General features: G+C 62.1%; 20 protein-coding genes. 9 read left to right on the top strand and 11 right to left on the bottom strand.

Features of this window, described 5'->3' with window-relative positions; translation table 11 throughout:
* The first annotated feature begins 12 nt into the window (after positions 1-12).
* Positions 13-1,047 (top strand): arginine N-succinyltransferase, encoded by a 1,035-nt coding sequence (gene astA, locus AB4O40_RS28785; RefSeq protein WP_056723623.1) that lies wholly within the window; start codon positions 13-15, stop codon positions 1,045-1,047.
* Between the two features lie 24 nt (positions 1,048-1,071).
* Here astA and AB4O40_RS28780 read toward each other — a convergent pair whose 3' ends face one another.
* Positions 1,072-1,194: a hypothetical protein gene (locus AB4O40_RS28780; protein ID WP_263291688.1), complete on the bottom strand. Its 123-nt coding sequence runs from the start codon at positions 1,192-1,194 to the stop codon at positions 1,072-1,074.
* Between AB4O40_RS28780 and AB4O40_RS28775 the strand changes: the two genes are divergently transcribed.
* The gene (locus AB4O40_RS28775; RefSeq protein WP_008052116.1) at positions 1,195-2,064 is read left to right on the top strand and encodes an isocitrate lyase/PEP mutase family protein; all 870 of its coding nucleotides are present in this window, start codon (positions 1,195-1,197) and stop codon (positions 2,062-2,064) included.
* Between the two features lie 201 nt (positions 2,065-2,265).
* Here the strand turns inward: AB4O40_RS28775 and AB4O40_RS28770 are convergent, their stop codons facing one another.
* Positions 2,266-3,339: a diguanylate cyclase gene (locus AB4O40_RS28770; protein WP_223541514.1), complete on the bottom strand. Its 1,074-nt coding sequence runs from the start codon at positions 3,337-3,339 to the stop codon at positions 2,266-2,268.
* Positions 3,340-3,537: 198 nt separating this feature from the next.
* On the opposite strand from AB4O40_RS28770, the gene AB4O40_RS28765 reads away from it, so the two are divergent.
* The 3 genes from AB4O40_RS28765 (at position 3,538) to hglS (ending at position 7,526) form a co-directional block, all read left to right on the top strand.
* Complete coding sequence (locus AB4O40_RS28765; protein WP_056723619.1) at positions 3,538-4,992, top strand: flavin-containing monooxygenase; 1,455 nt, start codon at positions 3,538-3,540, stop codon at positions 4,990-4,992.
* A gap of 22 nt (positions 4,993-5,014) precedes the next feature.
* Positions 5,015-5,971, top strand: coding sequence for an alpha/beta fold hydrolase (locus AB4O40_RS28760; protein ID WP_460056851.1), 957 nt, complete (start codon positions 5,015-5,017; stop codon positions 5,969-5,971).
* Between the two features lie 148 nt (positions 5,972-6,119).
* Positions 6,120-7,526, top strand: coding sequence for a 2-oxoadipate dioxygenase/decarboxylase HglS (hglS, locus tag AB4O40_RS28755; RefSeq protein ID WP_414912978.1), 1,407 nt, complete (start codon positions 6,120-6,122; stop codon positions 7,524-7,526).
* 349 nt (positions 7,527-7,875) lie between these two features.
* On the opposite strand, the gene AB4O40_RS28750 is transcribed toward hglS, so the two are convergent.
* From AB4O40_RS28750 to AB4O40_RS28735, 4 genes are all read right to left on the bottom strand, one after another.
* Positions 7,876-8,454 carry a hypothetical protein gene (locus tag AB4O40_RS28750; RefSeq protein ID WP_056723614.1) on the bottom strand — a complete coding sequence of 193 codons (579 nt, stop codon included), beginning with the start codon at positions 8,452-8,454 and terminating at the stop codon, positions 7,876-7,878.
* 131 nt (positions 8,455-8,585) lie between these two features.
* Complete coding sequence (locus tag AB4O40_RS28745; protein ID WP_460056856.1) at positions 8,586-9,659, bottom strand: lipocalin-like domain-containing protein; 1,074 nt, start codon at positions 9,657-9,659, stop codon at positions 8,586-8,588.
* Entirely contained in the window at positions 9,649-12,120 is a 2,472-nt protein-coding gene (locus AB4O40_RS28740) for an ABC transporter permease (RefSeq protein ID WP_460056859.1), read from the bottom strand. The genes AB4O40_RS28745 and AB4O40_RS28740 overlap by 11 nt, the downstream gene beginning before the upstream one ends.
* Before the next feature lies 1 nt (position 12,121).
* Complete coding sequence (locus AB4O40_RS28735) at positions 12,122-12,790, bottom strand: ABC transporter ATP-binding protein (protein ID WP_056723609.1); 669 nt, start codon at positions 12,788-12,790, stop codon at positions 12,122-12,124.
* Positions 12,791-12,927: 137 nt separating this feature from the next.
* Between AB4O40_RS28735 and AB4O40_RS28730 the strand changes: the two genes are divergently transcribed.
* Entirely contained in the window at positions 12,928-14,901 is a 1,974-nt protein-coding gene (locus tag AB4O40_RS28730; protein WP_460056863.1) for an alkyl/aryl-sulfatase, read from the top strand.
* Between the two features lie 444 nt (positions 14,902-15,345).
* Here the strand turns inward: AB4O40_RS28730 and AB4O40_RS28725 are convergent, their stop codons facing one another.
* From AB4O40_RS28725 to AB4O40_RS28705, 5 genes are all read right to left on the bottom strand, one after another.
* Complete coding sequence (locus AB4O40_RS28725; RefSeq protein ID WP_460056866.1) at positions 15,346-16,731, bottom strand: DUF1254 domain-containing protein; 1,386 nt, start codon at positions 16,729-16,731, stop codon at positions 15,346-15,348.
* A complete protein-coding gene (locus AB4O40_RS28720) occupies positions 16,728-18,077 on the bottom strand; it encodes a DUF1254 domain-containing protein (protein ID WP_409079294.1) in 1,350 nt (449 codons plus the stop codon). Before AB4O40_RS28720 ends, AB4O40_RS28725 begins: the two co-directional genes overlap by 4 nt.
* Positions 18,078-18,254: 177 nt before the next feature.
* Entirely contained in the window at positions 18,255-19,592 is a 1,338-nt protein-coding gene (locus AB4O40_RS28715) for a DUF1329 domain-containing protein (protein WP_460056870.1), read from the bottom strand.
* Between the two features lie 11 nt (positions 19,593-19,603).
* Positions 19,604-21,430 carry a DUF1302 domain-containing protein gene (locus tag AB4O40_RS28710; RefSeq protein WP_460056873.1) on the bottom strand — a complete coding sequence of 609 codons (1,827 nt, stop codon included), beginning with the start codon at positions 21,428-21,430 and terminating at the stop codon, positions 19,604-19,606.
* Between the two features lie 900 nt (positions 21,431-22,330).
* Positions 22,331-22,627, bottom strand: a complete 297-nt coding sequence (locus AB4O40_RS28705) for a DUF1330 domain-containing protein (RefSeq protein ID WP_414912970.1) — start codon at positions 22,625-22,627, stop codon at positions 22,331-22,333.
* Positions 22,628-22,697: 70 nt separating this feature from the next.
* Between AB4O40_RS28705 and ribBA the strand changes: the two genes are divergently transcribed.
* The 3 genes from ribBA (at position 22,698) to AB4O40_RS28690 (ending at position 26,088) form a co-directional block, all read left to right on the top strand.
* A complete protein-coding gene (gene ribBA / locus AB4O40_RS28700) occupies positions 22,698-23,807 on the top strand; it encodes a bifunctional 3,4-dihydroxy-2-butanone-4-phosphate synthase/GTP cyclohydrolase II (protein WP_223541504.1) in 1,110 nt (369 codons plus the stop codon).
* Between the two features lie 314 nt (positions 23,808-24,121).
* Positions 24,122-25,147 carry an ABC transporter substrate-binding protein gene (locus AB4O40_RS28695; RefSeq protein WP_056723596.1) on the top strand — a complete coding sequence of 342 codons (1,026 nt, stop codon included), beginning with the start codon at positions 24,122-24,124 and terminating at the stop codon, positions 25,145-25,147.
* Positions 25,144-26,088, top strand: coding sequence for an ABC transporter permease (locus tag AB4O40_RS28690; protein ID WP_056723593.1), 945 nt, complete (start codon positions 25,144-25,146; stop codon positions 26,086-26,088). The genes AB4O40_RS28695 and AB4O40_RS28690 overlap by 4 nt, the downstream gene beginning before the upstream one ends.
* Positions 26,089-26,094 lie beyond the last annotated feature (6 nt).

Here is a 26,094-nt window from a genome sequence, read left to right as displayed (position 1 = left end):
AGGAACCACCGCATGATTGTTCGTCCGGTCCAGATCACCGACCTGCCCGCCCTGTTCACGCTGGTGCGTCAGGCCGTTCCGGGGCTTACCAGCCTGCCGGCCGACGAAGAACGCCTGGCCAACCGGATTCGCTGGGCCCAACGCACCTTCGCCGGGCAGGTCGATCGGGCCGATGCCGATTATCTATTCGTGCTTGAGGACGACGAGCAACAAGTGATGGGCGTCAGCGCCCTGACGGGTGGTGTTGGCCTGCGCGAGCCCTGGTACAACTACCGGGTCGGACTGACAGTCAGCGCTTCGGTGGACCTGGGCATCCAGCGCCAGATCCCGACCCTGTTCCTGAGCAATGAATTGACCGGGCAATCGGAGATCTGCTCGTTGTACCTGCGCCCCGATCAGCGTCAGGGCAGCAACGGCCGTTTGCTTTCCCTCGGGCGCCTGTTATTTGTGGCCGAGTTTACCCAGCTGTTCGGCAACCGGATCATCGCCGAACTACGCGGCAGTGCCGACGAACGCGGCGGCTCGCCGTTCTGGGACAGCCTCGGCCGGCATTTTTTCAAGATGGAATTCAGCCACGCCGATCACTTGTCCGGGCAGGGCAACAGATCCTTCATCGCCGAACTGATGCCGCGCCAGCCGCTGTACACTTGCCTGCTCACCGAACAGGCCCAGGCAGTGATCGGCAAGGCCCACCCCAATACCGAACCGGCCCTGAAAATCCTCAGCGCCGAGGGTTTTGCCCACAAGGGCTACATCGATATCTTCGACGGCGGGCCGGTCATCGAAGCCCCGGTTTCCGCGATCCGCACCGTGCGCGACAGCCGGCCGCTGTCACTGGCCATCGGCTCGCCGGACGAGAAAGCGCCCCTCTGGCTGATTCACAACCGCCGCCTGGAAAACTGTCGCATTACCTGCGCCCCGGCCCGACAGGTGGGCAATAGCCTGGTGGTTGATCGCCTGACCGCCAAGCGCCTGCAGTTGCAACCCGGTGACTCGGTGCGCGCCGTACCGCTGCTTGACCAGCGGCAACAGGCTGTGGCGGCGTGACTTATCAGTTCCATCGCTGCGACGTCAATCGGCCTGATCCAGCAAATTCGTCATCATTCTCCCCTGGCGCGCGTGATAGCCTTTTATCTCTTCGGCGTTGACACTTTTGCTCAAGCCCTTCCATTCCATTCCATTGGTGGAACTCATATGTCCAGGCTTTCCCATCAAGACTTGCGCCGCAATTTTCGCCAACTGTTCGCCTCCGACACCTGCTACCACACGGCCTCGGTGTTCGACCCGATGTCGGCCCGCATCGCCGCCGACCTGGGCTTCGAAGTCGGGATCCTCGGCGGTTCGGTCGCCTCGCTGCAAGTGCTGGGCGCCCCCGACTTTGCCCTGATCACCCTCAGCGAATTCGCTGAACAGGCCACCCGCATCGGCCGTGTCGCCCAGTTGCCGGTGATCGCCGACGCCGACCACGGCTACGGCAACGCGCTCAACGTCATGCGCACCATCGTCGAACTCGAACGGGCCGGCGTCGCCGCGCTGACCATCGAAGACACCCTGCTGCCCGCGCAGTTCGGCCGCAAATCCACCGACCTGATCACGGTCGCCGAAGGCGTCGGCAAGATCCGCGCAGCGCTCGAAGCCCGCTGCGATTCGGAAATGGCAATCATCGCCCGCACCCATGCCGGGATTCTGCCGGTGCAGGAAATCATCAGCCGCACCCGGCAATACCAGAGCGCCGGCGCCGACGGGATCTGCATGGTGGGCATCAAGGACTTCGACCATCTGGAGCAGATCGCCGAGCACCTGAGCGTGCCACTGATGCTGGTGACCTATGGCAACCCGCTGCTACGCGATGACAAGCGCCTGGCCGAATTGGGTGTGCGCGTGACCATCGACGGCCATGGCGCCTACTTCGCCGCGATCAAGGCGACCTACGACAGCCTGCGCGAACAACGCCAGATCCTCACCCAGACCTCGGACCTGAGCGCCACCGAGCTGACGCACACCTACACGCAACCCGAGGAATACATCCGCTTCGCGGAAGAATTCATGAGCGTCAAGGAATGACCGTTTAAACCGACACGCCGCCTTCGTCGGATCGCCGCCCGGAGCAAGCCCGCTCCCACAGGGATTCGGAGTGAGTACAAGATTTGTGTTCAACAGAAATCAACTGTGGGAGCGGGCTTGCTCGCGAATAGGCCATCACATCCAGCATCCCTGCCGACTGACACCCCGTCATCGCGGGCACAAATGTCTTGCGCTAGACAGTCACACCGAGTCGAGCAGTTCGCGATGGGGTTTGCCGTTACCGCAGCAGATCACTCGATTGCGCCCGGTGGTCTTGGCTTCATACAACGCATGATCGGCGTCATTGAGCCAAAGCGTCGCGTCGGCGTGGGCCGGGTTGAATGACGCCAGGCCGATGCTCAGGCTGACTTTCAGCGCCGGATTCTGCTCGTAGCCCAAGGTGGCGAAGCGATCACGCAGGGCATCCATGACGGCGATGGCGCGGTTCAGGGGCAGGTCCGGAAGGATCACGCAGAACTCGTCACCGCCGTAGCGCCCTGCCACATCAGTCGCCCGCAGGTTCTGCTTGAGCATTTTGCTCAACTGACGCAAGACGATGTCGCCGGCAACATGGCCGTAAGTGTCGTTGATCGCCTTGAAATGGTCGATGTCGATCAGGGCGATCGCCCCACCTTTTTGCTGGCGTTTGCAACGCTGGAACTCGATCTCCAGCTGGTCCTTCCAGGTGCCATGGTTCAGCAGGCCTGTCAGGCTATCGGTGCGGCTCAGTGCCAGCAGTTCACGCTTCTGACAGCCGAGCGTATGGGCCTGGCGGAAGCAGATCCAGCCCAGCGCCAGTGGATACAGGCACAGCAACGGCAAACAGGCATAGAGCTGCACTGCGCTGGTGGCAGGAATGAACGCCGGGGCGAAAATCCGCAGGCCAACGAGCACGCCGAGGATTTGCGCGGCTGTCCCGGCCAGCAGGAAGCGCAAGCCGCCGATGGCCACGTTGTTCATGGCCATCATGGAAATGGTGGTCGCGCTGGGCAGTGGATTGAATTGCATCGCGGCAATCCAGAAGCCGCCGAGAAAGGCATCGATCAGCAGATTGCGGTGTTCGGCATGATAGGGCGTCCTGGCCCGGCGCGCCCATTGGTAAGCCAGATGCGGCCAGACCAGGCCATTGAACCACATGAAACCCCAGACCCAGGGCGCCGGATCGAGTGGATACATTGCCGCGCTCACGCACACCAACCCCAGGGCCAACCCCAGGGTCCGCGATGTATAGAGCCTCCTGGCCAATGAAGATCCTTTTCCTCCCGCTTTTGCCATAGGGCCTCTGTGCCACTCGACGGAATGCGATTACAGCCTGTGCCTGTGCGCTGGAGTCTATCAGGGTGAGATTAAATAGCCATCACCGGCTGACAGGCTGAATATCGCGACATCACGCTCACATAAAAGCAAAAGCCTCACCCCGGAAACGGCTATACATGAAAGAAGGGGTTGATCGATGACCATAAGAGGAGGCCCATGCAGACCTTTCAAGTATTGATCATCGGCAGCGGGTTTGGCGGCCAATGTGCAGCAATCAATTTGCTCAAGGCCGGCATCGACGATTTTCGCCTGCTGGAGCGGCGGGATTTCTTCGGCGGCACCTGGTGCCAGAACACCTACCCCGGCGCGGCAGTCGACGTGCCCTCGCCACTGTACTCCCTGTCTTTTGCTCCGTATCACTGGAAACAAATGTTCGCCGAACAGGCCGAACTGCACCGCTATACCCGCCACGTGGTGGAACACTTCGGCCTGCGCGACAAGGTGGAACTGGGCGCCAATGTCGAGCGCGTCGAATGGGACGACACCAACAGACGCTGGACGGTATACACAACCGACAAAGGCACGTATTGCGCGCAGTTCCTGATCAACGCGACCGGGCCGCTGAGTCAACCGGTGGTCCCGCGCTTCGACGGACAGGAACGCTTCCAGGGCAAGACGTTCCACACTAACAACTGGGATCACCACTACGACTACCGGCAAAAACGCGTGGCCATCGTCGGCAGCGGCGCCAGTGCGGCCCAGGTCATTCCGGCCATCGCTCCGGACGTCGGGCACTTGCATGTATTCCAGCGCACGCCTCACTGGGTGCTGCCCCGGGCTGACCGCCGCTTTGGCCGTTTCCAGCGCTGGCTGTTGGGATTCAAGCCGGCCTACAAGCTGCTGCGCTGGGGGATCTACTGGCAATTCGAAACCCGGGTGATTGCCTTCAAGTATTCGAAACCGGCGGTGCACATGGTCCAGCGCCAGGCCCTGCGCTTTCTCAAACGCCAGGTGCCGGACGCCGAACTGCGGCGCAAGCTGACTCCGGACTACACCATCGGCTGCAAACGGGTAATCCTGTCCAGCACGCTGTACCCGACCCTGGCGCGCAGTAACGTGACGCTACACGGGCGCGAGCAAGGCATCGCGTCCATCGACGAAACCGGCATCGTGACCCTGGACGGCCAGCACATCGACCTGGACCTGATCGTCTGGTCCACCGGCTACGATGCCACCGACGGGGTGATTTCCTACCCGGTAACGGGCAAGGACGGCACCCGTCTCAAGGAGGTCTGGGCTCAGTACCCGCGGGCCTACCTCGGCACCGCCCTGCCCGACTTTCCCAACCTGTTCATCGTCACGGGACCGAACACCGGCATCGGCCACACTTCGGCGCTGTTCATCATCGAATCCCAGATGAATTACATCCTCGATTGCATTCGCACCGTGAAGACTCAAGGTTTACGCAGCATCGAAGTTCGCCATGAGGCGGAACGTACCTACACTGAAATGATCCACCGGGAAATGGAACGCACCGTGTGGAAATCCGGTGGGTGCCACAGTTGGTATCAAAGCAAGAGCGGTCATGTGATTGCCATGTTTCCGGGATTCAGCTTCAGCTTTCATCGCTTGACCCGAGCGCTGAAACCCGCCGATCACATATTGTCCTGAGCAGATAGAAGGGAGACGCGTGATGCTTTTGTTGTTCGTCGTTCTCGTAGTGTTCGTCGCCTGGAGCTGGCTGACCTACCCGGCCATCGGCTACTGGCTCTATGACTTGAGCATGGCGGCCGAGGCCAAGTTGTACCGGCTGCACAAGATCGTCGTGCCCATCCCCGAAATGACCGTCTCGACCTGGCAAGGCGGGCCGTACGAGGCCACCAGCAGTGTGCTGATGCTCCATGGCTTCAGCGCCGACAAGAACCTCTGGCTGCGTTTCGCCCGGCACTTTGTCGGCAGCCATCGGGTGATCATCCCGGACATCGCCGGCCATGGTGAAACCGGCTTCAAGGCGGGCGGCGGCTACGACATCCCGCTGCAAGCCAAGCGCATGATCCAGCTGCTGGACGTGTGTGGAGTCGAGAAAGTCCATGTCATCGGCAACTCCATGGGCGGCTACATGGCGGCCTGGCTCGCGGCCACGTATCCGGAGCGCATTGTGTCGGTGGCCCTGATCGACCCGGCCGGGGTCACTTCGCCCGAGCCCAGTGACCTTGAACGGCATTTGGCCAAGGGCCACAACCCGTTTCTGATTCATTCGCGGGAAGAATTCCAGCGTTTCTACGCCATGACCATGGCTTCGCCGCCCTGGGTACCGAAGCTGGTGCTCGATGCCGTCGCCCAGCGCTATGAACAGTCCCGCGAGGAGCTGGAAGAAATCTTCCACGAATTCCGCGCCAGCCCGCCGATGGAACCGCGCCTGCCCGACATCACCGCCCCGGCGCTGTTGCTGTGGGGACGCAAGGACCGGCTGATCGATGTCAGCAGCGTGGCGGTCTGGAGCAAGGGCATCGCCGACCTGCGCGTGCATATCTGGGACGCCATCGGGCACATGCCCATGGTGGAAGCGCCCTACGGCTCGGCGCGCCTGTATCGCGAGTTTTTGGCATCGCTGCGTTCGGAGAGCCCACAGGATCAACGACTGCACTAGGGGGCGTTCTCAGGTGGGGAAACTAATTGAGAACGCCCCCTGACAGTCCTTTACAGAATGAAGTTCGTCAGAAACTTCGTTTGTCGGCGTCGCGCAAGGCTGCGATCTTTTGTCCATCCTTTACGTCACCGCGCCAGGAATCCTGTTCATGAACCACCCGAACTTCATCAGCCCTGACCTGATCCGCCAACGCTTCTCCAAAGCGATGTCCGACATGTACCGCGAGGAGGTGCCGTTGTACGGCGCTTTGATGGAACTGGTGGAACAGACCAACCGTCACGTGCTGGACAGCGATGGGCAAATCCTGCGGCAGCTCACCAGCACCGGCGAAATCGAGCGCCTGGACCTGGAGCGTCATGGGGCGATCCGCGTCGGCACCGCCGACGAACTGGCGACCCTCGCCCGCCTGTTCGCGGTGATGGGCATGCAACCGGTGGGTTACTACGACCTGACACCGGCCGGCGTGCCGGTGCATTCAACGGCGTTTCGCGCGGTGCATGAAGCATCGCTGCAAGTCAGCCCGTTCCGGGTGTTCACCTCGCTGTTGCGCCTGGAATTGATCGAAGACCAGGAGCTGCGAGCGTTCGCCCAGTCGATGCTCGACCAGCGCTCGATCTTCACCCCCACGGCCCTCACGCTCGTCGAACGCGCCGAATCCCGGGGTGGCCTGACCGAGCAGGAAGCCCAGGCGTTCGTCGAACAGGCACTGGAAACCTTTCGCTGGCACCACAGCGCCACCGTCACCGCCGAACAGTATCGACAGCTCAGCGCCCAGCATCGTCTGATCGCCGACGTGGTGGCGTTCAAGGGCCCGCACATCAACCACCTGACACCGCGGACCCTGGACATCGACATCGTCCAGGCGCAGATGCCGGCCCATGGCATCACCCCCAAAGCGGTGATCGAAGGCCCGCCTCGCCGCCAGTGCCCGATCCTGCTGCGCCAGACCAGCTTCAAGGCCCTGGACGAGCCGATTGCCTTCACCGATCAAAGCGAGGCTCGCGGCAGCCACAGTGCCCGGTTCGGTGAGATCGAACAGCGCGGTGCCGCCCTCACGCCCAAAGGTCGCGCACTCTACGACCGCTTGCTCAATGCCGCACGGGATGAACTCGAGGACTTCCCCAACGAAGCCAACGCCGCACGCTACAACGCCCTGATGGCACAGCATTTCAGCGAGTTCCCTGACACCTGGGAAGGCATGCGCCAACAGGGCCTGGCTTACTTCCGCTACTTCGTGACGGAAAAAGGCATGACGGCGGGCGACCTGAAAAGCACGCCCCTGGAAGACCTGCTCAGCGATGGATACCTGCGGGTTGAACCGCTGGTGTACGAAGACTTCCTGCCGGTCAGCGCGGCGGGGATTTTTCAGTCAAACCTGGGGGATGCGGCACAAACCCGTTACGGCGCCCATGCCAACCAGCAGGCGTTCGAACAGGCCCTGGGGCGTTCAACGATCGATGAACTGGAACTGTATGCCGAGAGCCAGCGGCGTTCGATCGAACAGTGTTTCGCCGCGTTGGCCGATGTTGTTCAAGTCAATAAAAAACAAGGCTGAAGGGCTTGTTACAACTCAATAAAAAAGGGCGACCTGCAGGCCGCCCGTTTTTTTATATCCAAAACCTTCAATACAACAAATAAAGTGTTCGCCCAGTGCAATGGCCTCGGCAATCCATGCACTGGTAAAGAGCCCTGACACTGGGCGAACGGAAAGCATTTTAGTAGAAACGGACTGATATGTCCGTGCCACAAAGATGAAATTTATCGACACAATGTTTAACAAGATGTCGATTTAAATACTATGCAACACGACAGTACAAACTCACCTGTTCGGCCATTACGGGCTGATTATTCCTATACAAAACTTGCACAAAAATAATCAGCCTGTATAGAACCATTACTCAATATTAGTGTTGGCTGGTCACCGTCAATACGTCGGTATAAACCACGTTGACGCTTTGCCCGACTTTCAAGTCCTTGAGTTTGGCCTGGACTTCAGGTCGTTTGACGTCGACGGTCTTGGACTTGCCTTCCGGGTTTTCGAAGGTCACCTGGTTTTTCTTCAGGTCAATGTGGGTGATTTTCAGCTGCACTTTCACCTGGCGGTAAGCTTCGCCGCCCGGATTGGCGCTGCCGGGTGCTGCGCGGATTTCGCCGATGGCTTCGGCGGTGCCGGGCAGGCCTTTGTCGATATCGGTGTCGAGGTACGCTGCAACGGCGCTGGTGACCGTGATGTCGACCGTATCGCCGGCCTTGAGGTTATCGAGGTTTTTCGCCTTGTCGGTCAATTGCACCGGGAACTCGTTGCCCTGCGGGCCCTTCAGAACCACGGAATGGTTCGCGGCATCAACCGAAACGACTTTGGTGGAGACCTGATCAGCCACAACGACTTCGGACAATGGGATATCGGCGGCAACCGCGCCAAAACTGGCGGCAGACAACATGGTAGCGAGGGTGATGGCTTTGGTCAGTGCATGGCGTTTCATAGGCAGAACTTTCCCTGTGATAGATGGCAACAGACGGCGTTGAAAACGGGCTCAACGCCATGTGTGCGCTGAGCATAGACGCTGTTCGGCAAGTGGTCGCGGCAGACCGCTGAATTTCGTGGCACAGGGTACTAATACCCGGTCATTTCCAGATAGCCACTCCCTGCATGACTGCCGCCGAGGCGCACCGGGCCTTCCCAGTACGGAATGCGCAAGTCCATCCAGGCCTGGGGATTGAGCGCGGTAATGGCGATATCGAGGTGTCTGGCGGGGATGTTGATCGACCAGCGAATGGGCATCGTGCGCCCGGCAACCCGGGCGGTGTCTTGCGGCGTGAGGATGATGTCGCCGGCATGCAGCAATTGTACCTGGCCCCCGGCGTCGATCCAGGTGCCGGTGAGGTAAGGCTCGCCGTCCTTTTGCCGCATGCGATACAGCATCACCTGCTCGCCGCTGTCCAGGTGCAGGGAAAACCAGTCCCAACCGGTCTGGTTGCCCGTCAGGGGCTGGCTGCTCCATTCCCGGTCGAGCCAGGCCGGGCCACTGACCTGGAAGGTCTTGCCGTCGATGTCCAGGGTGCCGCTGGCCCGGAAGAACGGCTGGCTGTAGTAGTAAGAGGCCTGACCCTGTTCTGATTTCTGGCTGAAGCCACGGTCCCCCTGAAGCACCAGCGGACCTGTCGGGGTCAACCTCAGCCGGTAGCTGAATCGCCGGTCGCGGGCACTGAGTAGCACGTCAGCCAACGGGTCGTCGGCAGTCGCCTGGCTACGCAATTGCCAGTCGTCGATCCATGCATTGAACGGCGCAACGCTGACACCGGCCTGACCGATGCCGCCACGGGCATAACGTTCGGCCGCGTGATGTGCCGTCGCCGAGGTCACTGCGGCGTGGCCGAGCCAGATCGTCTGGTTCTGCCAACCCGCCACCTCGGGGCTGGCTTTCAGGGCGCTGCGGAACAAGGTCCATTGCACGCCGAATTCATTGCCCTGATCGTCCTGCAGGTTGGCCGTGACGTACCACCATTCGATGCGAAAGCCGTCGTGGGGGCCGTGATCCGCCGGGAAACTGAACATCCGACCGGGCACCACCGGGGTGAACGCAGCGGCCTGGGTACCCAGCCCGGCAAAGCCCTTTTGCTCCGGTGCCGGCTGATCGCAACCGCTCGCCAGCAGCGCCAGGAGTAACACGCAGGCCTTAATCTTCATGGGCAAACGTACGCAGCAGGTCCGCCGGTTGCGTGCGGTACAAACGGTACAACGGCCAGGCCGAGGCCAGTAGCGTCGCCACCAGCGCCAGCCCCATCAATTGCAACAGTTGCAATGGAAACACCCGCAACGGCAGGCGCCAGCCAAAGGCCTGCACGTTGATCACCGTGTCCAGGCACCACGCCAGGGCGATGCCCAGCGGCAACGCCAACACCAGGGTCAAGATCGCCAGCAACCAGGTTTGCCCGAGGTTGAGCAACATCAGATGCCGCCGGGTCACGCCCAGCGCCCACAATGGCGCCAGTTGCCCGAGACGGCTCTGGCTTTGGGTCAACAGGCTGATGAACAGCGCCACCCCGGCCACGCACAGCGTCAGGCTGTTGAGGGCGGCGGTGGCGGCGAAGGTGCGCTCGAAGACTTGCGTGGACCAGCCCTTGAGCCGCGCCTGATCGACGATGCGGCTGTCCTCCAGGGTAAAACGCGCCTGCAATGCCGTGACGAACGCCGGGATCGACGGCGGTTCGATGCGCAGGTTGAAGCGGTTCGGTGTCAATTGCGGCCAGCCGCGCAGCAGGTGGCTGATGTTCACCAGTATGTGGCCCTTGGGATTGCCGTAGTCGGCGTAGATCCCGACGATCCGTGGCGACCACAGGCCGGTGGGCGTCGGCAGCGTCAAGTGATCGCCCAGTTGCACGTGCAGGCGCCGGGCCAGTTGTTCGCTGAGCATCACCGCATCGTCCTTGGCCAGCCGCTCCCAAGGGTTGTCGCCCAAGGTCTCGAGCAACGGCCAGTGCTGGCGATAGGTCGGATGGTCAATGATCCCCGACAGGTCCGTCGGCCAGCCCTGCAACTGGATCGAAACCTGCCAGTTGGGCAGCACCGCCGCCAATTGCGGCTGCTGATTGAGCCAGCTGTGCAGCTCCCGGGCCTGGGCCGGGTTCTGGGGATTGAGGTAAAGCTCGGCCGTCAGCCGTTGTTCGAGCCAGTCACTGAAGGTCTGGCGAAAGCCTGCGGTCATGCTACCGGCACCGATGTTCGCCGCCATGGCCAACAGCAGCGCCATCAAGGCCAGGCTCAACGCCGGCAGTTGCTGGCGGCAATCGGCGACAAACCACTGGCCGAGTACCGAGCGACTGCGCTGCGAAACGAGACTGAGCAGCCAACTGAGCATCACCGGCAAGGCCAGCGCGGCACCAATCAACAGCGCCGCCATCAACACGAAGCCACTGATCAGGCTGTCGCCGAAAATCAACGCCAGCAGCGCAATCACCCCGGCCAAAGCCGCCACCCAACCCTGGCGGCGCAACCAGCGTGCGTGGGCCTCATGCCAGGCCTGCGGGTCGGCCAGCGCCAACAAGGGCAGACGCGCCGCCCGCAACAGACTGTTGGCCCCGGCCAGCAACGCGCCGATCAGACTCAAGCCGATACCACTGAACCACCACGACAGGCTGAGGCTCAACTGCCCCGCCACTTCGGCGCCGTACAAGCCACGCAGGCTGGCGGCGACATCGGGCAACAGCACGCCGGCCAGCAGGTAGCCGCTGACCACCCCGGCCACGCCGCCGATCAGGGCCAATCCAGCCAATTCGACGGCGAGACAAGCGATCAGCATCCGCGCACTCACACCGCAGGCACGCAGGGTCCGCAGCAGGCTTCGCCGTTGCTCCAGCGCCAGCCCGATGGCGGCGTGCACGATAAACAGGCCGACCACGAACGACAGTACCCCCAGGGCATCGAGGTTGAGGTGGAAACTTTCGGTCAGGCGCGCCAGGTTGTTTTCTTCGTCGGCGCGCTTGAGTTGCAACTGGCCCTTGAACGGCTCCGGCAGCGACGCGGTGAAATCCTTTGGTAACAGCAGCCGCGACAGTTGATCTGGCAATCCCAGAATCTGCTGGGCAAAACCGATGTCCACCAGCAGCACACCGGGCGCCATGTCAGCCTGCACCTGCAGCGGCGGCAGTGCCACGCCCGCCAGGTTCAGTGGCCGGTCTCCCTCACGCAATCCCAGTGCCTGCAAGGTCTGCGACGAGATCCAGGTACTGCCCGGCGGACTGAAAAAGCCGACCACCTGTTCAATCGCCAGGGCCTGTCCGGCCACCGCCGCACCCGCCGGCAGCGACACCGGCTCGATGCCCATCAACTGCAAACGCTGCTCTTCGTGCCCCTTGAGCATGACCCGACCTTGCAGCACCGGTGACACCGGCCACCCGGCGCGGCGCAGATCGATAAACCATTGCTGGGGGAACGTGCCGCCGCCGGGTGCACCGAGGCTGGCCTGGGGCTCGCCGCCGATCAACTGACTGGCGCGGGCATAGCTGTCACGGGCCTGGCTGTTGAGTGCCTGGACGCCGGTCAACAGACCGGTAGCCAGCCATAACCCGGTCAGTACACTGAAAAACTGCACCGGATGCTGCCGCCAGTGGCTGAGCAGCGCGCGCAGGGTTTCGCCAAAGATGCGCATGTCAGCGCTCACCCGCACCGGCCAGGCGACCGCCGCACAGCAGGGCTTTTTTGGCCAGCCGCGCCGCCACGCCGGGACTGTGGGTGACCATCAACAGGCTGGTGGGACTGTCCTCGAGTAATTCCAGCAGCAACTGCAATACCTCGGCACCAGTGGTTTCATCGAGGCTGCCGGTGGGCTCGTCGGCCAGCAGCAGTGGCGGGCGCGCCGCCAGCGCCCGGCCCAGCGCGACCCGTTGCTGCTGGCCGCCGGACAGTTGCTCCGGATAGCGCCGCAGCAAATCGCCCAAGCCCAGGCGTTGCACCAGGTGCGCCTGCCAGCGTGGGTCATGACGCCCCGCCAGGCGTGCCTGAATCGCCAGGTTGTCTTCGACCCGCAGGCTGCCGATCAGATTGAATTGCTGGAACACCAGGCCGATTTCCGTACGCCGCCAGTTCGCCAGTTGCCCTTCATTCATCTGTTCCAGGCGATGCTCGCCACTGCGGATGCTGCCGCGATCGACCTTGTCCAGCCCGGCGATCAGGTGCAGCAAAGTGCTTTTGCCACTGCCCGACTCGCCCATCAGCGCCAGGCTGCTGCCGGGCTTGAGCGTCAGGTCGACGCCTTGCAGCACCGGCAGTGGCCCCTGCGGTGTGGCGTAGCTTTTGAAAACGCCATGGACTTCAAGCATGGGTCAACCTGCTGGATATGCATGGCCCAAGGATAGCGGCCCTGAATGTTTTTTGTCCGTTGCTGATGATCGCCCCGGCTGAACCCCGCCCTACCCTCGACGCTGGTCTAACCATAACGATAAAAAACGGAGACGCCATGCCTCGTTTCACCTTGAGCCCTCGTGGGTTGTTCGCTTGCCTGATCACTGCCTGCCTTGCGCAATCGGTGGTCGCCGCCGATGGACCGGTCGCGGCCAGCCCGCAAACCACCGCCAGTAACGCCGCGGTGCTGCAGCAACTGCCCTTCACCGACCGCACCGACTACGAGTCGGTCACCAAGGGTCTGATCGCGCCGTTCAAGGGCCAGGTCAAGGACGCCTCGGGCAAGGTCATCTGGGATATCCAGGCCTATGACTTCCTCGCCAAGGATAAGGCCCCGGAGTCGGTCAACCCGAGTCTCTGGCGCCTGGCCCAACTCAGTGCCCATGCCGGATTGTTCGAAGTCAGCCCCCGGCTGTATCAGGTGCGCGGCCTCGACCTGGCCAACATGACCATCATCGAAGGCGACGACGGGCTGATCATCATCGACCCGCTGACCATGGCCGAAACCGCCAAGGCGGCGCTGGACCTGTACTACCAGAACCGTCCGCACAAACCGGTAGTGGCGGTGATCTACAGCCACACCCACGTCGACCACTTCGGTGGCGTGCGCGGAGTCATCGACGAAGCCGACGTCAAGGCCGGCAAGGTCAAGGTGTTCGCCCCCGCCGGGTTCATGGAACACGTGATGAGCGAGAACGTCTACGCCGGCAACGCCATGAGCCGCCGCGCGCAGTTCCAGTTTGGCAGCCTGCTGCCCCGTGGCGAAAAAGGCCAGGTCGACGCCGGCCTGGGCAAGAGCACGCCGAGCGGCGGCACCGTCACCTTGATCCCGCCCACCGACCTGATCGACAAGGAACTGGAAACCCGCACCATCGCCGGCCTCGACGTGGAATTCCAGTTGACCCCGGGCACCGAGGCGCCGGCGGAAATGAACCTGTACCTGCCGCAGTTGCGCGCCTTGTGCATGGCGGAAAACGCCACGCAAATGATGCACAACATCCTCACCCCACGCGGCGCCCAAGTACGCGACGCCAAGGCCTGGGCCGAGTACCTGGACGGCAGCCTGGCGCGTTACGGCGACAAGAGCGACGTGTTGTTCGCCCAGCACAACTGGCCGACCTGGGGTGGCGAGCGCATCCGCACCTTCCTCGCCGACCAGCGCGACATGTACGCCTTCCTCAATGACCGCACCCTGCACCTGCTGAACCAGGGCCTGACGCCGCTGGAAATCGCTGACTCGATCAAGAAGTTGCCCGGCAGCCTCGACCAGAAGTGGTACACCCGTAGCTACTACGGCTCACTGAGTTTCAACACCCGGGCGGTGTATCAGCGCTACATGGGTTTCTATGACGGTAACCCGGCCAACCTCAATCCGCTGCCGCCGGTAGAAACGGCCAAGCGTTCGGTCGAAGCCATGGGCGGCGAAGCGGCGGTGCTGGGGAAAATGCAGGCAGCAATGGCCAAGGGCGAATACCGTTGGGCCGCGCAACTGGGCAATCAGTTGCTGTTCACCAATCCGGACAACGGCGACGCCCGCAAAGCCCAGGCCCAGGCACTGGAGCAAATGGGCTATCAAAGTGAAAACGCTACCTGGCGCAACATGTACCTGACCGGCGCCATGGAACTGCGCAACGGCGTGCCAGCCAATGCCGGCACTTCGGTTTCGGTGGATATGGTGCGGGCGATGAGCCCGCAGATGTTCTTCGACTTCCTGGCGGTGCGCCTGGACAGTGAAAAGGCCGTAGGCCATGACCTGACCCTGAACTGGACCTTCGATGACCTGAACCAGGACTTCAACCTGACCCTGCGCAATGGCGTGCTGACCCACCGTGCCGGGCTCAACACCCAGGCGGATGCCAGCGTGACCATGAGCAAGGCCACCCTGGAACAGATCAGCCTCAAGCAACTGGATATCCCGACGGCGATGCAGAAAGGCCTGATCAAGTTGCAGGGCAATGGCAAGAAGCTTGGGGAGTTGATGAGCAGCCTCGATACGTTTGCGCCGCAGTTCAATATCGTTACGCCTTGATATCGCCTTCGCGAGCAGGCTCGCTCCCACTGGAACCCATGCAGCTCACAGCATTTGTGAACGACACAGATCCACTGTGGGAGCGAGCTTGCTCGCGATGGCTATGTGTCAGGCGATGATTGTTTTGTGGGTGTACATATCCATTGCTGCGGTAACGGCCTCTGGCGGTTTCGCTCTTACAGCGAGTTACTTGGAAAAACGGAACGCCGCCCGACCCCAAGTAACCAAGGGCTCTTGCCCCTTACGTTCGGTGCCTCGCCTAGGCTCGGCATCCCCTCGCTCCGGTCCTGCTCCGTGGGCCCGCCGCCATCGGCCATCCATGGCCGGGGGCGGCTAACCCGGCATCCATGCCGGGTTGCCCACTGCGCAGAACCTGCGCTCGGCCTCTCGAGGGGGCAAGAAGGTCAAAAGCAAACGCAAAAGCAAAAGCAAAAGCGAGGCGGCTTAGGCAGTAACCACTTCAATCGCTGGCATTTGCCAGCGTTGATTGACCACCTGCTGCCCGGGTCCATACAGGCGCAGGACCAGGCTGAACGCCCCGCTCGCTGGCGTCGGCAACCAGTTGCTCTGCTCCGGCGGAGCGGCGCTCTGCAGGACCAACGTCAACCCACCGTCCGAATCCTCTTGCAAATGATCCCGGCTGCTCAGGCAGTAGCGATTGATCGGGTTGGCCACCAGTTGCCGGTCAGGCAAGTCATACAAGGTCAGCGACCAGAACTCGCTGGCCGGCGGCAATTGCCCCGGTGCGAAACGCAGGCGATAGCTTCGCCCGCCCTGCAAGGGTTGCCCCTGGTTATCCAGGCGAGTGCCGGTGTAGAAGGCCTCTTCCACGCTGTTGCCGTAGATGCCGACATTCGCCGCGACTGCGCGGTTGAGGTAATTGCCGTTCAGCGCTTCGCGCGTGCCGAACAGGCCGAGGGTGGTGCGTACCTGGCTCACGGCGGTTTGCAGTTGCGCCCGGGCGTCCTGAATCCCGGCGAGCAGTGCCTGGCGCGTGGCCTGCGGCAACGTCGCCGGGTCGAAAGCCTGGCCCGGCACGATGCCGATCCGGGCAAAGCGTGCGCGCAAGGCTTGTTCGGACGGCTGCGTGGGGCACAGGCTGAGGATCTGGTTGAGCGCCGGGATAAACTCCAGCCCCAGCCCGGTCTTGCTGTCCCAGGGTTGCCAGTCAATGGCTGGCGCAGCCACGGGCGGCGCACTGCCGATGTATTCATGCAACGAAACCAGACCGTATTGCTGCTGCAAGGCCCGCACCGCCGGCAGGTCCCCGGCGTTTTTCAGACCCGTTCTTCCAAGCACCATGACGATTTCGGTTTCACTGCGCAGCACGGCCTTGACGCCATCCGGTGTCGGGCCTTGCCAGCCGGGTCCGGCGATCAGGTAATTCCCCGCTTCGCGACCGGTGCTGAGCACACCGACATAGGCAAAGTTGTGGGTGTACTGGTCGACCAGTTGAAGCACGTAATAGCGCTCGTCATCGACCGCCGGCACACTCAACACCTGGGGTTCGCTGCGCAGGTCGAGCCAGGCCCAGGAGTACGGTGTGTCGTTGTTCGGCGTGACGATGTCGCGGTTGTTCGGGGTAAACAACTCGCCGTAATGACGAAAGCGGTTGAAGCCACCGACATACTCCGGCGCAGCCGGGTTGAGCGCCTGTTTTTCCATGGTCTGGTAATGCATGAGCATGGGGTAGGCGTAAATCCACGCCTCTTTGGCAATCTGCCGAGGGTCATCGGAATCGGCGGCCAGCAACCAGCGTGGAAACATCAGGCTGCCGCCCAATACCCCCATGCCGCCCAGCACCCGGCGGCGACTGCAAATCAGGTTCATGATTCGATCCTCGTTATCGTCGGCAACTGATAACTCCCGTCCAGTGCCCCGCCCCTGGGCAGGTACAGGCGCAACAGCAGGTTGAACGGACCTTGCGGCGTCGGCAGCCAGTTGCCCTGCGGCGCAGCCTTGGGCGCATCGGCTTGCAGGATCAGGGTCAAGCCGCCATCGGCATCGTATTGTAGACCAGGGCTGCGGTCGCCCAGGGCGTAACGCTGGATCGGGTTGGCCACCAGCAACTGGGTTTTGCCGTCATACAGGGTCAACGACCAGAACGCATTCACCGGCGGCAATTGCCCGGCGGGAAAATGCAGGCGATAGGCGTGCTGGCCGGTGAGCGCCTGGCCCTGGGCATCGTGCAACGCCATCGGGTACTGCGCTTCCACCGCATCGTTGGCGTAGATGTAGCGCCAGGCGACTGCGGCACGGGTCAGGTCATCGCCGCCGTATTTGCCGACGTTGGACGGCGACGGTAACCAGCCCTGCCGTTCTACCGACAGTTGGCTGGAGGCTGCGCGGACCAGTTCGCGACCGGCCTCGGCGCCTTGGGCGACGGCTTCGCTCAAGTCTTCCGGGGCCTGGAATGCGGTCCCCGGCTTCACGCCGATGACGGCGAAACGGGCCAGTTTCTGTTGTTCGCTGGCGGTCCATTGGTGCAAGGGAGCCAGCGCGTTGAAGGTGCTGAACAGCGCCTGCGCCGGCCCTTGCTTGGTGTCCGCATACGCCGGCAGTTGCAGCGGTGCCAAGGGTTCAGGGGCCGCGCTGCCGCTGACTTTGGACAGCGGTTGCAAGGCGTAGCCCTTCAGCACTTGTGCGGCGTCTTTCTGATCCGCTTCGCCCTTGACCTCGGTCCGTCCCAACAGGAAGACCAGCCGGCTCGGCGAGCGAATCACCGCACTGAAACCCGATGGCACTGGCCCCTTCCAGTCCGGCCCGACCATCAGGTAGCGCCCCGCTTGCTCACCCGTGGCGCGGGTGCCGATGTAGTCGAGGTTGTCGGTGCGCATGTCCACCAGTTGGAAGCTGTAGTAGCGGCCTTGCACGGCCGGCACGTCCAGCACCATCGGTTCGCTGCGCAGATCGAGCAAGGCGCGGGAATAGAAGGTGTCGTTGTTGGGCGACACCACTTTGTCGTCTTGCGGGCCGAGCAGGCGCGGCTCGCTGTAGAGATGGTTGAACGGCAGTTTAGCGGCGATGGCGCTGAGTACCTTGTCGTGTTCGACGGTGGCGTAGGCGAACACGTAGGCTTCCTGGGCCAGGGCTTTCGCTTGCTGTCGGTCGAGGGTTGCGGCGTGAACAGTGCCCAGGCTCGCGCCCAGGGCCAGAGCGGATATCCAATAGCGCATGGCAGATCTCCTTGGCAGATACAAAAACATCATCCCCCCGTCCCCTTGTGGGAGCGGGCTTGCTCCGGGCGGCGTTCCGACGAAAGCGGTGTGCCATGCAACATTGCAGCCGCCTGACACTCGCTCTTCGCGAGCAAGCCCGCTCCCACATTGGATTTGTGGTGGTTTGGCGAATGGTTACTTGGCCCAGCGCCGCAGGTCCGACGGGGTGTAGTCGTCAGTCTTGGCGGCGAAGCCCACGCGCATCGGCTCGGTCTCTTCGTTGGCCAGGCCGCCGGCGTAGTAGCGTCCGGAGATCAGGTCATAGGAGGTTTCCAGCACGTTATAGGTGAAGCCGTGGTCGTACTGCTGGATCGCGTGCAGTTCACCGCTGCGCCACAGTTCACCGCGGCTGTCGTACTGGTCCGACTGGGCGATCTGCCAACTGTCTTCGTCCACATAGAAGCGGCGCTTGGCGTAGATGTGCCGGGCACCGGGCTTGAGGGTTGCCTCGACGACCCACACCCGATGTTTCTCGTAGCGAGCCAGGTCCTGATTGACGTGGTTGGGCTTGATCACGGCGTCGTACTTGAGGTCGCGGCTGCCGATCCTGTAGCTGTTGTAAGGGATGAACAGCTCTTGCTTGCCCACCAGTTTCCAGTCGAAACGGTCCGGCGCGCCGTTGTAGCCGTCGATGTTGTCGGCGGTGATCAGGCCGTTGCTGTAACGGGCGCTGTTGTCGTAGGCGATCATCGGCGCACGACGCACGCGACGTTGCCCCGGCAGATATTGCCAGGCCGAACGCGGCTCGGCGACCTGGTCGATCGGCTCATGCACCAGCACCGCCTCGCCTGACAAGCGCGCCGGTTCCAGCACCCGGCTCTTGAACATGAACAGAATGTTCGAGTTGGGTTCCAGCCCGCCCACGGTGTCGGCGAAGTTGATCAGCGACTGGTTGCGCACGTAGCTGGTGGCGCCGTTTTCACGCACCAGCGCGGCGCTGCTGATGCGCTCGTAGCTGCCGCCGCGATAACGGGTCATGTGGTTCCACATCACCTCCAGGCCTTCGGTGGGCAACGGAAACGGAATGCCCCTGGCATAGTCATGCAAACCGTTGCCGCCGTCGGCCATGCTGGTCTTGGCGACGTTCTCACGACTGGCCGCCAGTACCTCCTTGGGCAGATTGGCGCTGCGATGGCTCGGGTAGATGTTCATCTTGTAGGTGTCGGGAAAACGCTTGAACAACGCGATTTGCCCGGGGCTGAGAAACTTCTCGTACTGCGCCACGTTCTTTGCCGTGACCGTGAACAACGGTTTCTCGGCGGCATACGGATCGCTGTAGCCGCCCTTGCTGTCGACGGTGCCGGCGTTGCTCCCCAGGCCGCCGGTCCAGGCCGGAATGCTGCCGTCGGCATTGGCCGCCACTTCCGAGCCCATGGGGGTCAGGGTCTTGCCCAGTGCCGCCGAATCGATGCCTTTGGCCTGGGCCAGGCCGACGGTGCAGGCCAGGGCCAGCACGCACAATTGCATACGCATAACGGTTCTCCTTAGAAGTCTGCCTTGAAGCTGACGGATGCGAAATCGCGATCGTCGAGGGTGCTGTAGTCGTTGGAACCGAAGAACGTGTTGTAGGCCAGTTCCACGCTGTAATCGTTCATGTAGACGCCGGTCAGGCTCACGCCCAGCGCTTGCTGGCCTTCCTGGAACGGCCCTTGCGGATCGTAGGAATAGCCCGAGACGTCATGCCGCCAGTTGACGGCGGGAATCAGGTTGATGCCCGGCAACACATCGCTGTATTCGAGGCTGGCGCGCAGGCGATAACCCCACGACCAATCGGTGGCAAAGCCCTTGTCGGTGCAGTATTGGTTAGTCACGCCTGAAGCTACCGTGTTGCACGCCGTGCCGTTGCGCGGGGCGCTGCGGCCGAACGCGGCGTTACGGCCCAGGCGCTCGTCCCCCAGATCGTCGATGTGCACGACCCCGGCTTCACCGAACAGGCTCAGGCGCGTGGCACCCAGTACGTTGTCGATGGCCTGGGTGGCCGAACCGGTCAGTTGCCAGACACCCTTGCGTTCCCACGCATCGAACTGGCTACCATTGGTGGTGCTGAAGCCTGGCGGCAACTGCAACCAGGAACTGCCCCCCGGCCCTGAAATCACGGCGACGTTGACGTCAGGCGCGTTGATCGCGATCGGCATGTTCGGCCGGTAGCTCAACTCAGCGGCCAGGGAAATCCCGGTGACCGGCTCGACGCCATTGAGGCTGATGCCGTAAAGGTGAATGTTTTCCGGGAAGGCCGCCGCATAGCTCGGCCCCTGGATGCCACCGGGGAAGGTGCCGGGCAAGGCGGTGTTCCTGGCGTCAATGGTGAAATACGGCAACCGCGAGTGATAGTTGATGTAGTAGATCGCCGCTTCCGCATCGTTGAGCGCCGGGATCATCTGGCGCAGGGCGAAGCCGAACTGGCCGTTGTCGGAGGGCGATTCGTTACCCCGGGACGTGGCGTACAAACCGGCGGCCTGCATCTGTTGATCGGTCTGTACCTGACTCAGGTACAGTGGCCCGCAACCCGGCTGGATCACATCGCTGCTGGCGAAGAAGGTGCCGCAACCATCGAGTACGCTGGGGCGCCAGTTGTACTGGTAGAAACCTTCGAGGTTGGTGCTGTCGGTCAGGCCGAAACTGAAGGAGACCATCTCCACCGGCAACTGGCCTTCCTTGATTTCCACGCCGGGACGGTTGAACGCCGAGATGTCCAGCGGGTTGATCACGTTGATGCCGTTCTGGATCAGCAGCGCTTCGCCCCAGGACAGCACCTGGTTACCGACCTTCACGTTCAGCGGATGCCCGGCCACCTGGAAGTCTTTCCAGACGTAGGCATCGAGGACCTCGAAACCCTTGAATTTTGACAGGTTGTCCCAGCCCGAATCGTCGAAATCCTTGAAGCGGCCATTGCCGGTTTCATAGGCATGGTCGTACCAGTATTTGAAGCGAATGAACGCGCCCTGGCCCTGGCCGTCGAGACTGACATCGGTGAGGCCCTTGAAGAGTTGCGAGATGGTGTCGCCCTTCTCGAAGTTCAGCCGGTTGTCGTCGGCGCTGACGCTGGTGCCATTGGCATTCACGCCCTGGGCCTGCAAGGCGTTGGCGCGGGTCATCAGGCTTTTGTCGGGGTTTTGCGTCGACCAGCTGCTGCCCAGGCTCAGGCTGGTCCTGGTCGACAGGCTCCAGTCTTCGTTGATGTCGAATGTGGTGGCGTAGGTTGGCCCCGTCAGTACGGCAAGAATCGCCAGCGCAAGGGGTTGCGGGCGAGAGTGGCCAAGCCGGTGAAGCCGCGGACGGACTCCGGCTATGGCCGAGCGTTTTTTTATCATTATTGGGCTCCGGTCAGGTTTGCTCAGCCTGGACACGGTGCCCAACTATCGGGCGGGACACGCAAGCGATGGCCGACAAAAAATAATCATCGGGGGAGTGCGGGGGGCCTCGGTTAATTTCTGAAGGTGTGCATTTCCATCTCTGCGGATGCGGTCCCCTGTGGGAGATTCTATGGTTGAGGGAAAGCCCTCAACTGGCTTTTGGCTGATATTCGCTTTGCCCTTTCAGCAAGGCGAATACCACCCGAGCAAGCTTGCGAGCCAGCATCACCAGCGCCCGAGGCGGCCTACCGGCCGGCCTGGTTCTGATGTGTGCGTGTTTCCCTGTAGGAGCTGTCGAGTGCAACGAGGCTGCGATCTTTTGATTTTTGACAATGTCGAAGGGTGCGGAAAATCAAGATCAAAAGATCGCAGCCTGCGGCAGCTCCTACAGGGGGAATGCGTTTAGCCGAAAGAGATTGGTCGGCCATAAGGCCGCCATCGTCGGAACGCCGCCCGGACCAAGCTCGCTCCCACAGAAGAGCAAAGACAGAGCAGCCCACACCACCGCGTCGCTTCTCACCACTCATCAGGCCGAGCGTTAGCTCGCCTGCAGCTCTTGATCTTGATCCACCCGCCCCCTCGGCAGGCTGAGTGGAGGTGTTCATCCGGGGACTGGCGCGCAGCGCCGTTCGACGCAGTCGAACTCATTGCATGTAGGTCGAAGCGAAGCCGACCGGAGGGCAATGCCCCCGGATGAATGCCGCAGCGAAGGAACCCCGAGCCTTAGCGAGGGGCCGTACGTTCGGGGCGAGCGTTTTTTTGGTTACTTTTTTTAGGCGCTTGTAAAAAGTGACTCGCCGTAAGGGCGAAACCATAAGTCGCCTTTACCGCAGAAACGGATATGTACTCAGTCACTTTTTAGACCGGCACCACGCCCTCGACAATAATCACCTCAGCCATAGCGACCCCCTCACGATACCCCCTGGCCTCCTGATACAACGCCGACCGATAGCAAGCCACCGCCTGCTCATAGGAATCAAACTCGATCACCACACTGCGTTGCGGCGTAGGCCGGCCTTCCATCGCCTCGCTACGCCCACCCCGCGCCAGGATCCGCCCCCCATACAGGGCAAACGCCTGGGGCGCCCGCCGGGTGTATTGGCTGTATTGATCAGGGTCGGTGACATCCACATGAGCAATCCAGTAAGCCTTCATAGTGACCTCTCGGTTTATTTTGTATTATGGTATACCACATTACCAATCCAACAAATACCGAGACTCCAGCATGGCCTTCAACAGCATCGAAGAAATCATCGAAGATTACCGCCTCGGCAAAATGGTCCTGCTGGTCGACGATGAAGACCGGGAAAACGAAGGCGACCTGTTGCTGGCCGCCGACTGCTGCACACCCGAGGCGATCAGCTTCATGGCCCGTGAAGCCCGGGGCCTGATCTGCCTGACCCTGACCGACGAGCACTGCAAGCGCCTGGGCCTGGAGCAGATGGTGCCGAGCAACGGCAGCGTGTTCAGCACCGCCTTCACCGTGTCCATCGAGGCCGCCGTCGGGGTGACCACCGGTATTTCCGCCGCAGATCGCGCCTGCACCGTGGCCGCTGCCGTCGCCGCCCATGCCGGCCCCGCCGATATCGTGCAACCGGGCCATATCTTCCCGTTGCGCGCTCGGGAGGGTGGCGTGCTGACCCGCGCCGGCCATACCGAAGCTGGTTGCGACCTGGCACGCCTGGCCGGCCATACGCCGGCCTCGGTGATCGTCGAAGTGATGAATGACGACGGCACCATGGCCCGCCGCCCGGACCTGGAAGTGTTCGCGCGCAAGCACGGGATCAAAATCGGCACCATCGCCGACCTGATCCACTATCGCCTGAGCACCGAACACACCATCGTGCGCATCGGTGAACGTGACCTGCCGACCGTGCATGGCACCTTTCGTCTGATCACCTTTGAGGATCGCATCGAAGGCGGTGTCCACATGGCCATGGTCATGGGCGATCTGCGCCGCGAGCAACCGACACTGGTGCGGGTGCATGTGATCGATCCATTGCGCGACCTGGTCGGTGCCGAATACAGCGGGCCGAGCAACTGGACCTTGTGGGCCGCCTTGCAGCGTGTCGCCGCCGAAGGCCACGGCGTGGTGGTGGTGCTGGCCAACCACGAATCCTCCCAGGCGTTGCTCGAACGGGTGCCGCAATTGACCCAGCCGCCCCGGCAGTTCAGCCGTTCGCAGTCACGGATTTATTCGGAAGTGGGTACCGGTGCGCAGATCCTGCAGAACCTGGGAGTCGGCAAATTGCGCCACCTCGGCCCGCCGCTGAAATATGCGGGCTTGACCGGGTATGACCTGGAGGTGGTGGAGAGCATTCCATTCACCGAGTGATGCCCCCTGTGGGAGCGAGCTTGCTCGCGATAGCGGTATGACAGTCAACACTTGTATCGACTGACACGCCCTCATCGCGAGCAAGCTCGCTCCCACAAGGGATTGCATTGCCTGACAGGCTCAGACCAATCCCCAGAGCCAAAAAAACCACTTTCGGCTGATAGCCGGTACGGCAAAGTGCTTGCACAAAGCTTGGAATACCATAATATGATATTCCATAGACCGGACAGTCAGCACTGACTCGACGGACCTACTGCTCCCGATAGGCGGGCACTCCAAGCCCCGCTCATAAACACAACAATGAGGGCGTGAAAATGGTGTTGAACAAACGTGCGACCGCGGTTCTTTTTGCGGGACTGCTGAGCGTCACCAGCCAGGCACTGCTGGCGGCTGAAAGCGTCAACTTCGTCAGTTGGGGCGGCAGCACCCAGGATGCGCAGAAGCAGGCCTGGGCCGACCCGTTCAGCAAGGCCAGCGGCATCACCGTGGTGCAGGATGGTCCGACCGATTACGGCAAGCTCAAGGCCATGGTCGAGAGCGGCAATGTGCAGTGGGACGTGGTCGACGTCGAAGCCGACTTCGCCCTGCGCGCCGCCGCCGAAGGCTTGCTCGAACCCCTCGATTTCAAAGTCATTGATCGCGACAAGATCGACCCGCGCTTTGTCAGCGACCATGGCGTCGGCTCGTTCTTCTTCTCCTTCGTCCTCGGCTACAACGAAGGCAAGCTCGGCGCCAACAAGCCTCAGGACTGGTCCGCGCTGTTCGACACCAAGACCTTCCCCGGCAAACGCGCCCTCTACAAATGGCCAAGCCCTGGCGTGCTGGAACTGGCGCTGCTGGCCGACGGTGTAGCGGCGGACAAGCTCTACCCGCTGGACCTGGACCGCGCGTTCAAAAAACTCGACACCATCAAGAAAGACATCGTCTGGTGGGGCGGCGGCGCACAGTCGCAGCAGCTGCTGGCCTCCGGTGAAGCGAGCATGGGTCAGTTCTGGAACGGCCGGATTCATGCCCTGCAAGAAGACGGCGCCCCGGTCGGCGTAAGCTGGAAGCAGAACCTGGTCATGGCCGACATCCTGGTCATTCCAAAAGGCTCGAAGAACAAGGACGCGGCGATGAAGTTCCTGGCCAACGCCAGCAGTGCCAAGGGCCAGGCGGACTTCTCCAACCTGACCGCCTACGCCCCGGTCAACGTCGACAGCGTGCAGCGCCTGGACTCGACGCTGGCGCCAAACCTGCCGACCGCTTACGCAAAGGATCAGATCACTCTTGATTTCGCGTACTGGGCCAAGAACGGTCCGGCCATCGCGACACGGTGGAACGAATGGCTGGTCAAATGAAAATGACGGCAACCGCGTCTCGTCCATCCACTGCCACCGGGAGCGCCACTGGCGCTGCCGGTTCGGCCCCCGCCAAGGCAGCTGTGATGACGCAATCCCCTTCCCTGGCGCAGCGCTGGCGTGGCGCAAGCAACCTGGTGCCCGCCCTGCTGTTTCTCGGCCTGTTTTTTCTGGCGCCGTTGATTGGCCTGCTGCTGCGCGGCGTGCTGGAACCGGTGCCGGGCCTGGGTAACTACGAACAACTGTTCGCCAACTCGGCCTATGCCCGGGTGTTGCTCAACACCTTCTCGGTGGCTGGCCTGGTGACCCTGTTCAGCCTGTTGCTGGGCTTCCCGCTGGCCTGGGCGATCACCCTGGTGCCCCGTGGCTGGGGTCGCTGGATCCTGAACATCGTGCTGCTGTCGATGTGGACCAGCCTGCTCGCCCGCACCTACTCCTGGCTGGTATTGCTGCAAGCCTCCGGGGTGATCAACAAGGCGTTGATGGCCATGGGCATCATCGATCAACCGCTGGAGATGGTGCACAACCTCACCGGCGTGGTGATCGGCATGAGCTACATCATGATCCCGTTCATCGTGCTGCCGTTGCAGGCGACCATGCAGGCCATCGACCCGATGATCCTGCAGGCCGGTTCGATCTGCGGCGCCAGCCCCTGGACCAACTTCTTCCGGGTGTTCCTGCCGCTGTGCCGGCCGGGGCTGTTCTCCGGCGGCCTGATGGTGTTCGTGATGTCCCTGGGTTACTACGTGACCCCGGCACTGCTGGGCGGTGCGCAAAACATGATGCTGCCCGAGTTCATCATTCAGCAGGTGCAGTCGTTCCTCAACTGGGGCCTGGCCAGCGCCGGCGCCGCGTTGCTGATCGTGATCACGCTGGTGTTGTTCTACTTCTACCTGAAGCTCCAGCCGGAATCCCCGGTTGGCGCCAGCAACGCGAGGTAAGCCGTC

It is taken from the genome of Pseudomonas sp. S2_F07, from assembly GCF_054668325.1.
This window is presented reverse-complemented; position numbering and strand designations above follow the sequence as displayed.

What these genes read in the sequence shown, in the direction of transcription:
- astA (WP_056723623.1), top strand. Translation starts at nt 13, where the DNA reads ATGATTGTTCGTCCGGTCCAGATCACCGACCTGCCCGCCCTGTTCACG.
- AB4O40_RS28780 (WP_263291688.1), bottom strand. Translation starts at nt 1,194, where the DNA reads ATGAGTTCCACCAATGGAATGGAATGGAAGGGCTTGAGCAAAAGTGTC.
- AB4O40_RS28775 (WP_008052116.1), top strand. Translation starts at nt 1,195, where the DNA reads ATGTCCAGGCTTTCCCATCAAGACTTGCGCCGCAATTTTCGCCAACTG.
- AB4O40_RS28770 (WP_223541514.1), bottom strand. Translation starts at nt 3,339, where the DNA reads ATGGCAAAAGCGGGAGGAAAAGGATCTTCATTGGCCAGGAGGCTCTAT.
- AB4O40_RS28765 (WP_056723619.1), top strand. Translation starts at nt 3,538, where the DNA reads ATGCAGACCTTTCAAGTATTGATCATCGGCAGCGGGTTTGGCGGCCAA.
- AB4O40_RS28760 (WP_460056851.1), top strand. Translation starts at nt 5,015, where the DNA reads ATGCTTTTGTTGTTCGTCGTTCTCGTAGTGTTCGTCGCCTGGAGCTGG.
- hglS (WP_414912978.1), top strand. Translation starts at nt 6,120, where the DNA reads ATGAACCACCCGAACTTCATCAGCCCTGACCTGATCCGCCAACGCTTC.
- AB4O40_RS28750 (WP_056723614.1), bottom strand. Translation starts at nt 8,454, where the DNA reads ATGAAACGCCATGCACTGACCAAAGCCATCACCCTCGCTACCATGTTG.
- AB4O40_RS28745 (WP_460056856.1), bottom strand. Translation starts at nt 9,659, where the DNA reads ATGAAGATTAAGGCCTGCGTGTTACTCCTGGCGCTGCTGGCGAGCGGT.
- AB4O40_RS28740 (WP_460056859.1), bottom strand. Translation starts at nt 12,120, where the DNA reads ATGCGCATCTTTGGCGAAACCCTGCGCGCGCTGCTCAGCCACTGGCGG.
- AB4O40_RS28735 (WP_056723609.1), bottom strand. Translation starts at nt 12,790, where the DNA reads ATGCTTGAAGTCCATGGCGTTTTCAAAAGCTACGCCACACCGCAGGGG.
- AB4O40_RS28730 (WP_460056863.1), top strand. Translation starts at nt 12,928, where the DNA reads ATGCCTCGTTTCACCTTGAGCCCTCGTGGGTTGTTCGCTTGCCTGATC.
- AB4O40_RS28725 (WP_460056866.1), bottom strand. Translation starts at nt 16,731, where the DNA reads ATGAACCTGATTTGCAGTCGCCGCCGGGTGCTGGGCGGCATGGGGGTA.
- AB4O40_RS28720 (WP_409079294.1), bottom strand. Translation starts at nt 18,077, where the DNA reads ATGCGCTATTGGATATCCGCTCTGGCCCTGGGCGCGAGCCTGGGCACT.
- AB4O40_RS28715 (WP_460056870.1), bottom strand. Translation starts at nt 19,592, where the DNA reads ATGCGTATGCAATTGTGCGTGCTGGCCCTGGCCTGCACCGTCGGCCTG.
- AB4O40_RS28710 (WP_460056873.1), bottom strand. Translation starts at nt 21,430, where the DNA reads ATGATAAAAAAACGCTCGGCCATAGCCGGAGTCCGTCCGCGGCTTCAC.
- AB4O40_RS28705 (WP_414912970.1), bottom strand. Translation starts at nt 22,627, where the DNA reads ATGAAGGCTTACTGGATTGCTCATGTGGATGTCACCGACCCTGATCAA.
- ribBA (WP_223541504.1), top strand. Translation starts at nt 22,698, where the DNA reads ATGGCCTTCAACAGCATCGAAGAAATCATCGAAGATTACCGCCTCGGC.
- AB4O40_RS28695 (WP_056723596.1), top strand. Translation starts at nt 24,122, where the DNA reads ATGGTGTTGAACAAACGTGCGACCGCGGTTCTTTTTGCGGGACTGCTG.
- AB4O40_RS28690 (WP_056723593.1), top strand. Translation starts at nt 25,144, where the DNA reads ATGAAAATGACGGCAACCGCGTCTCGTCCATCCACTGCCACCGGGAGC.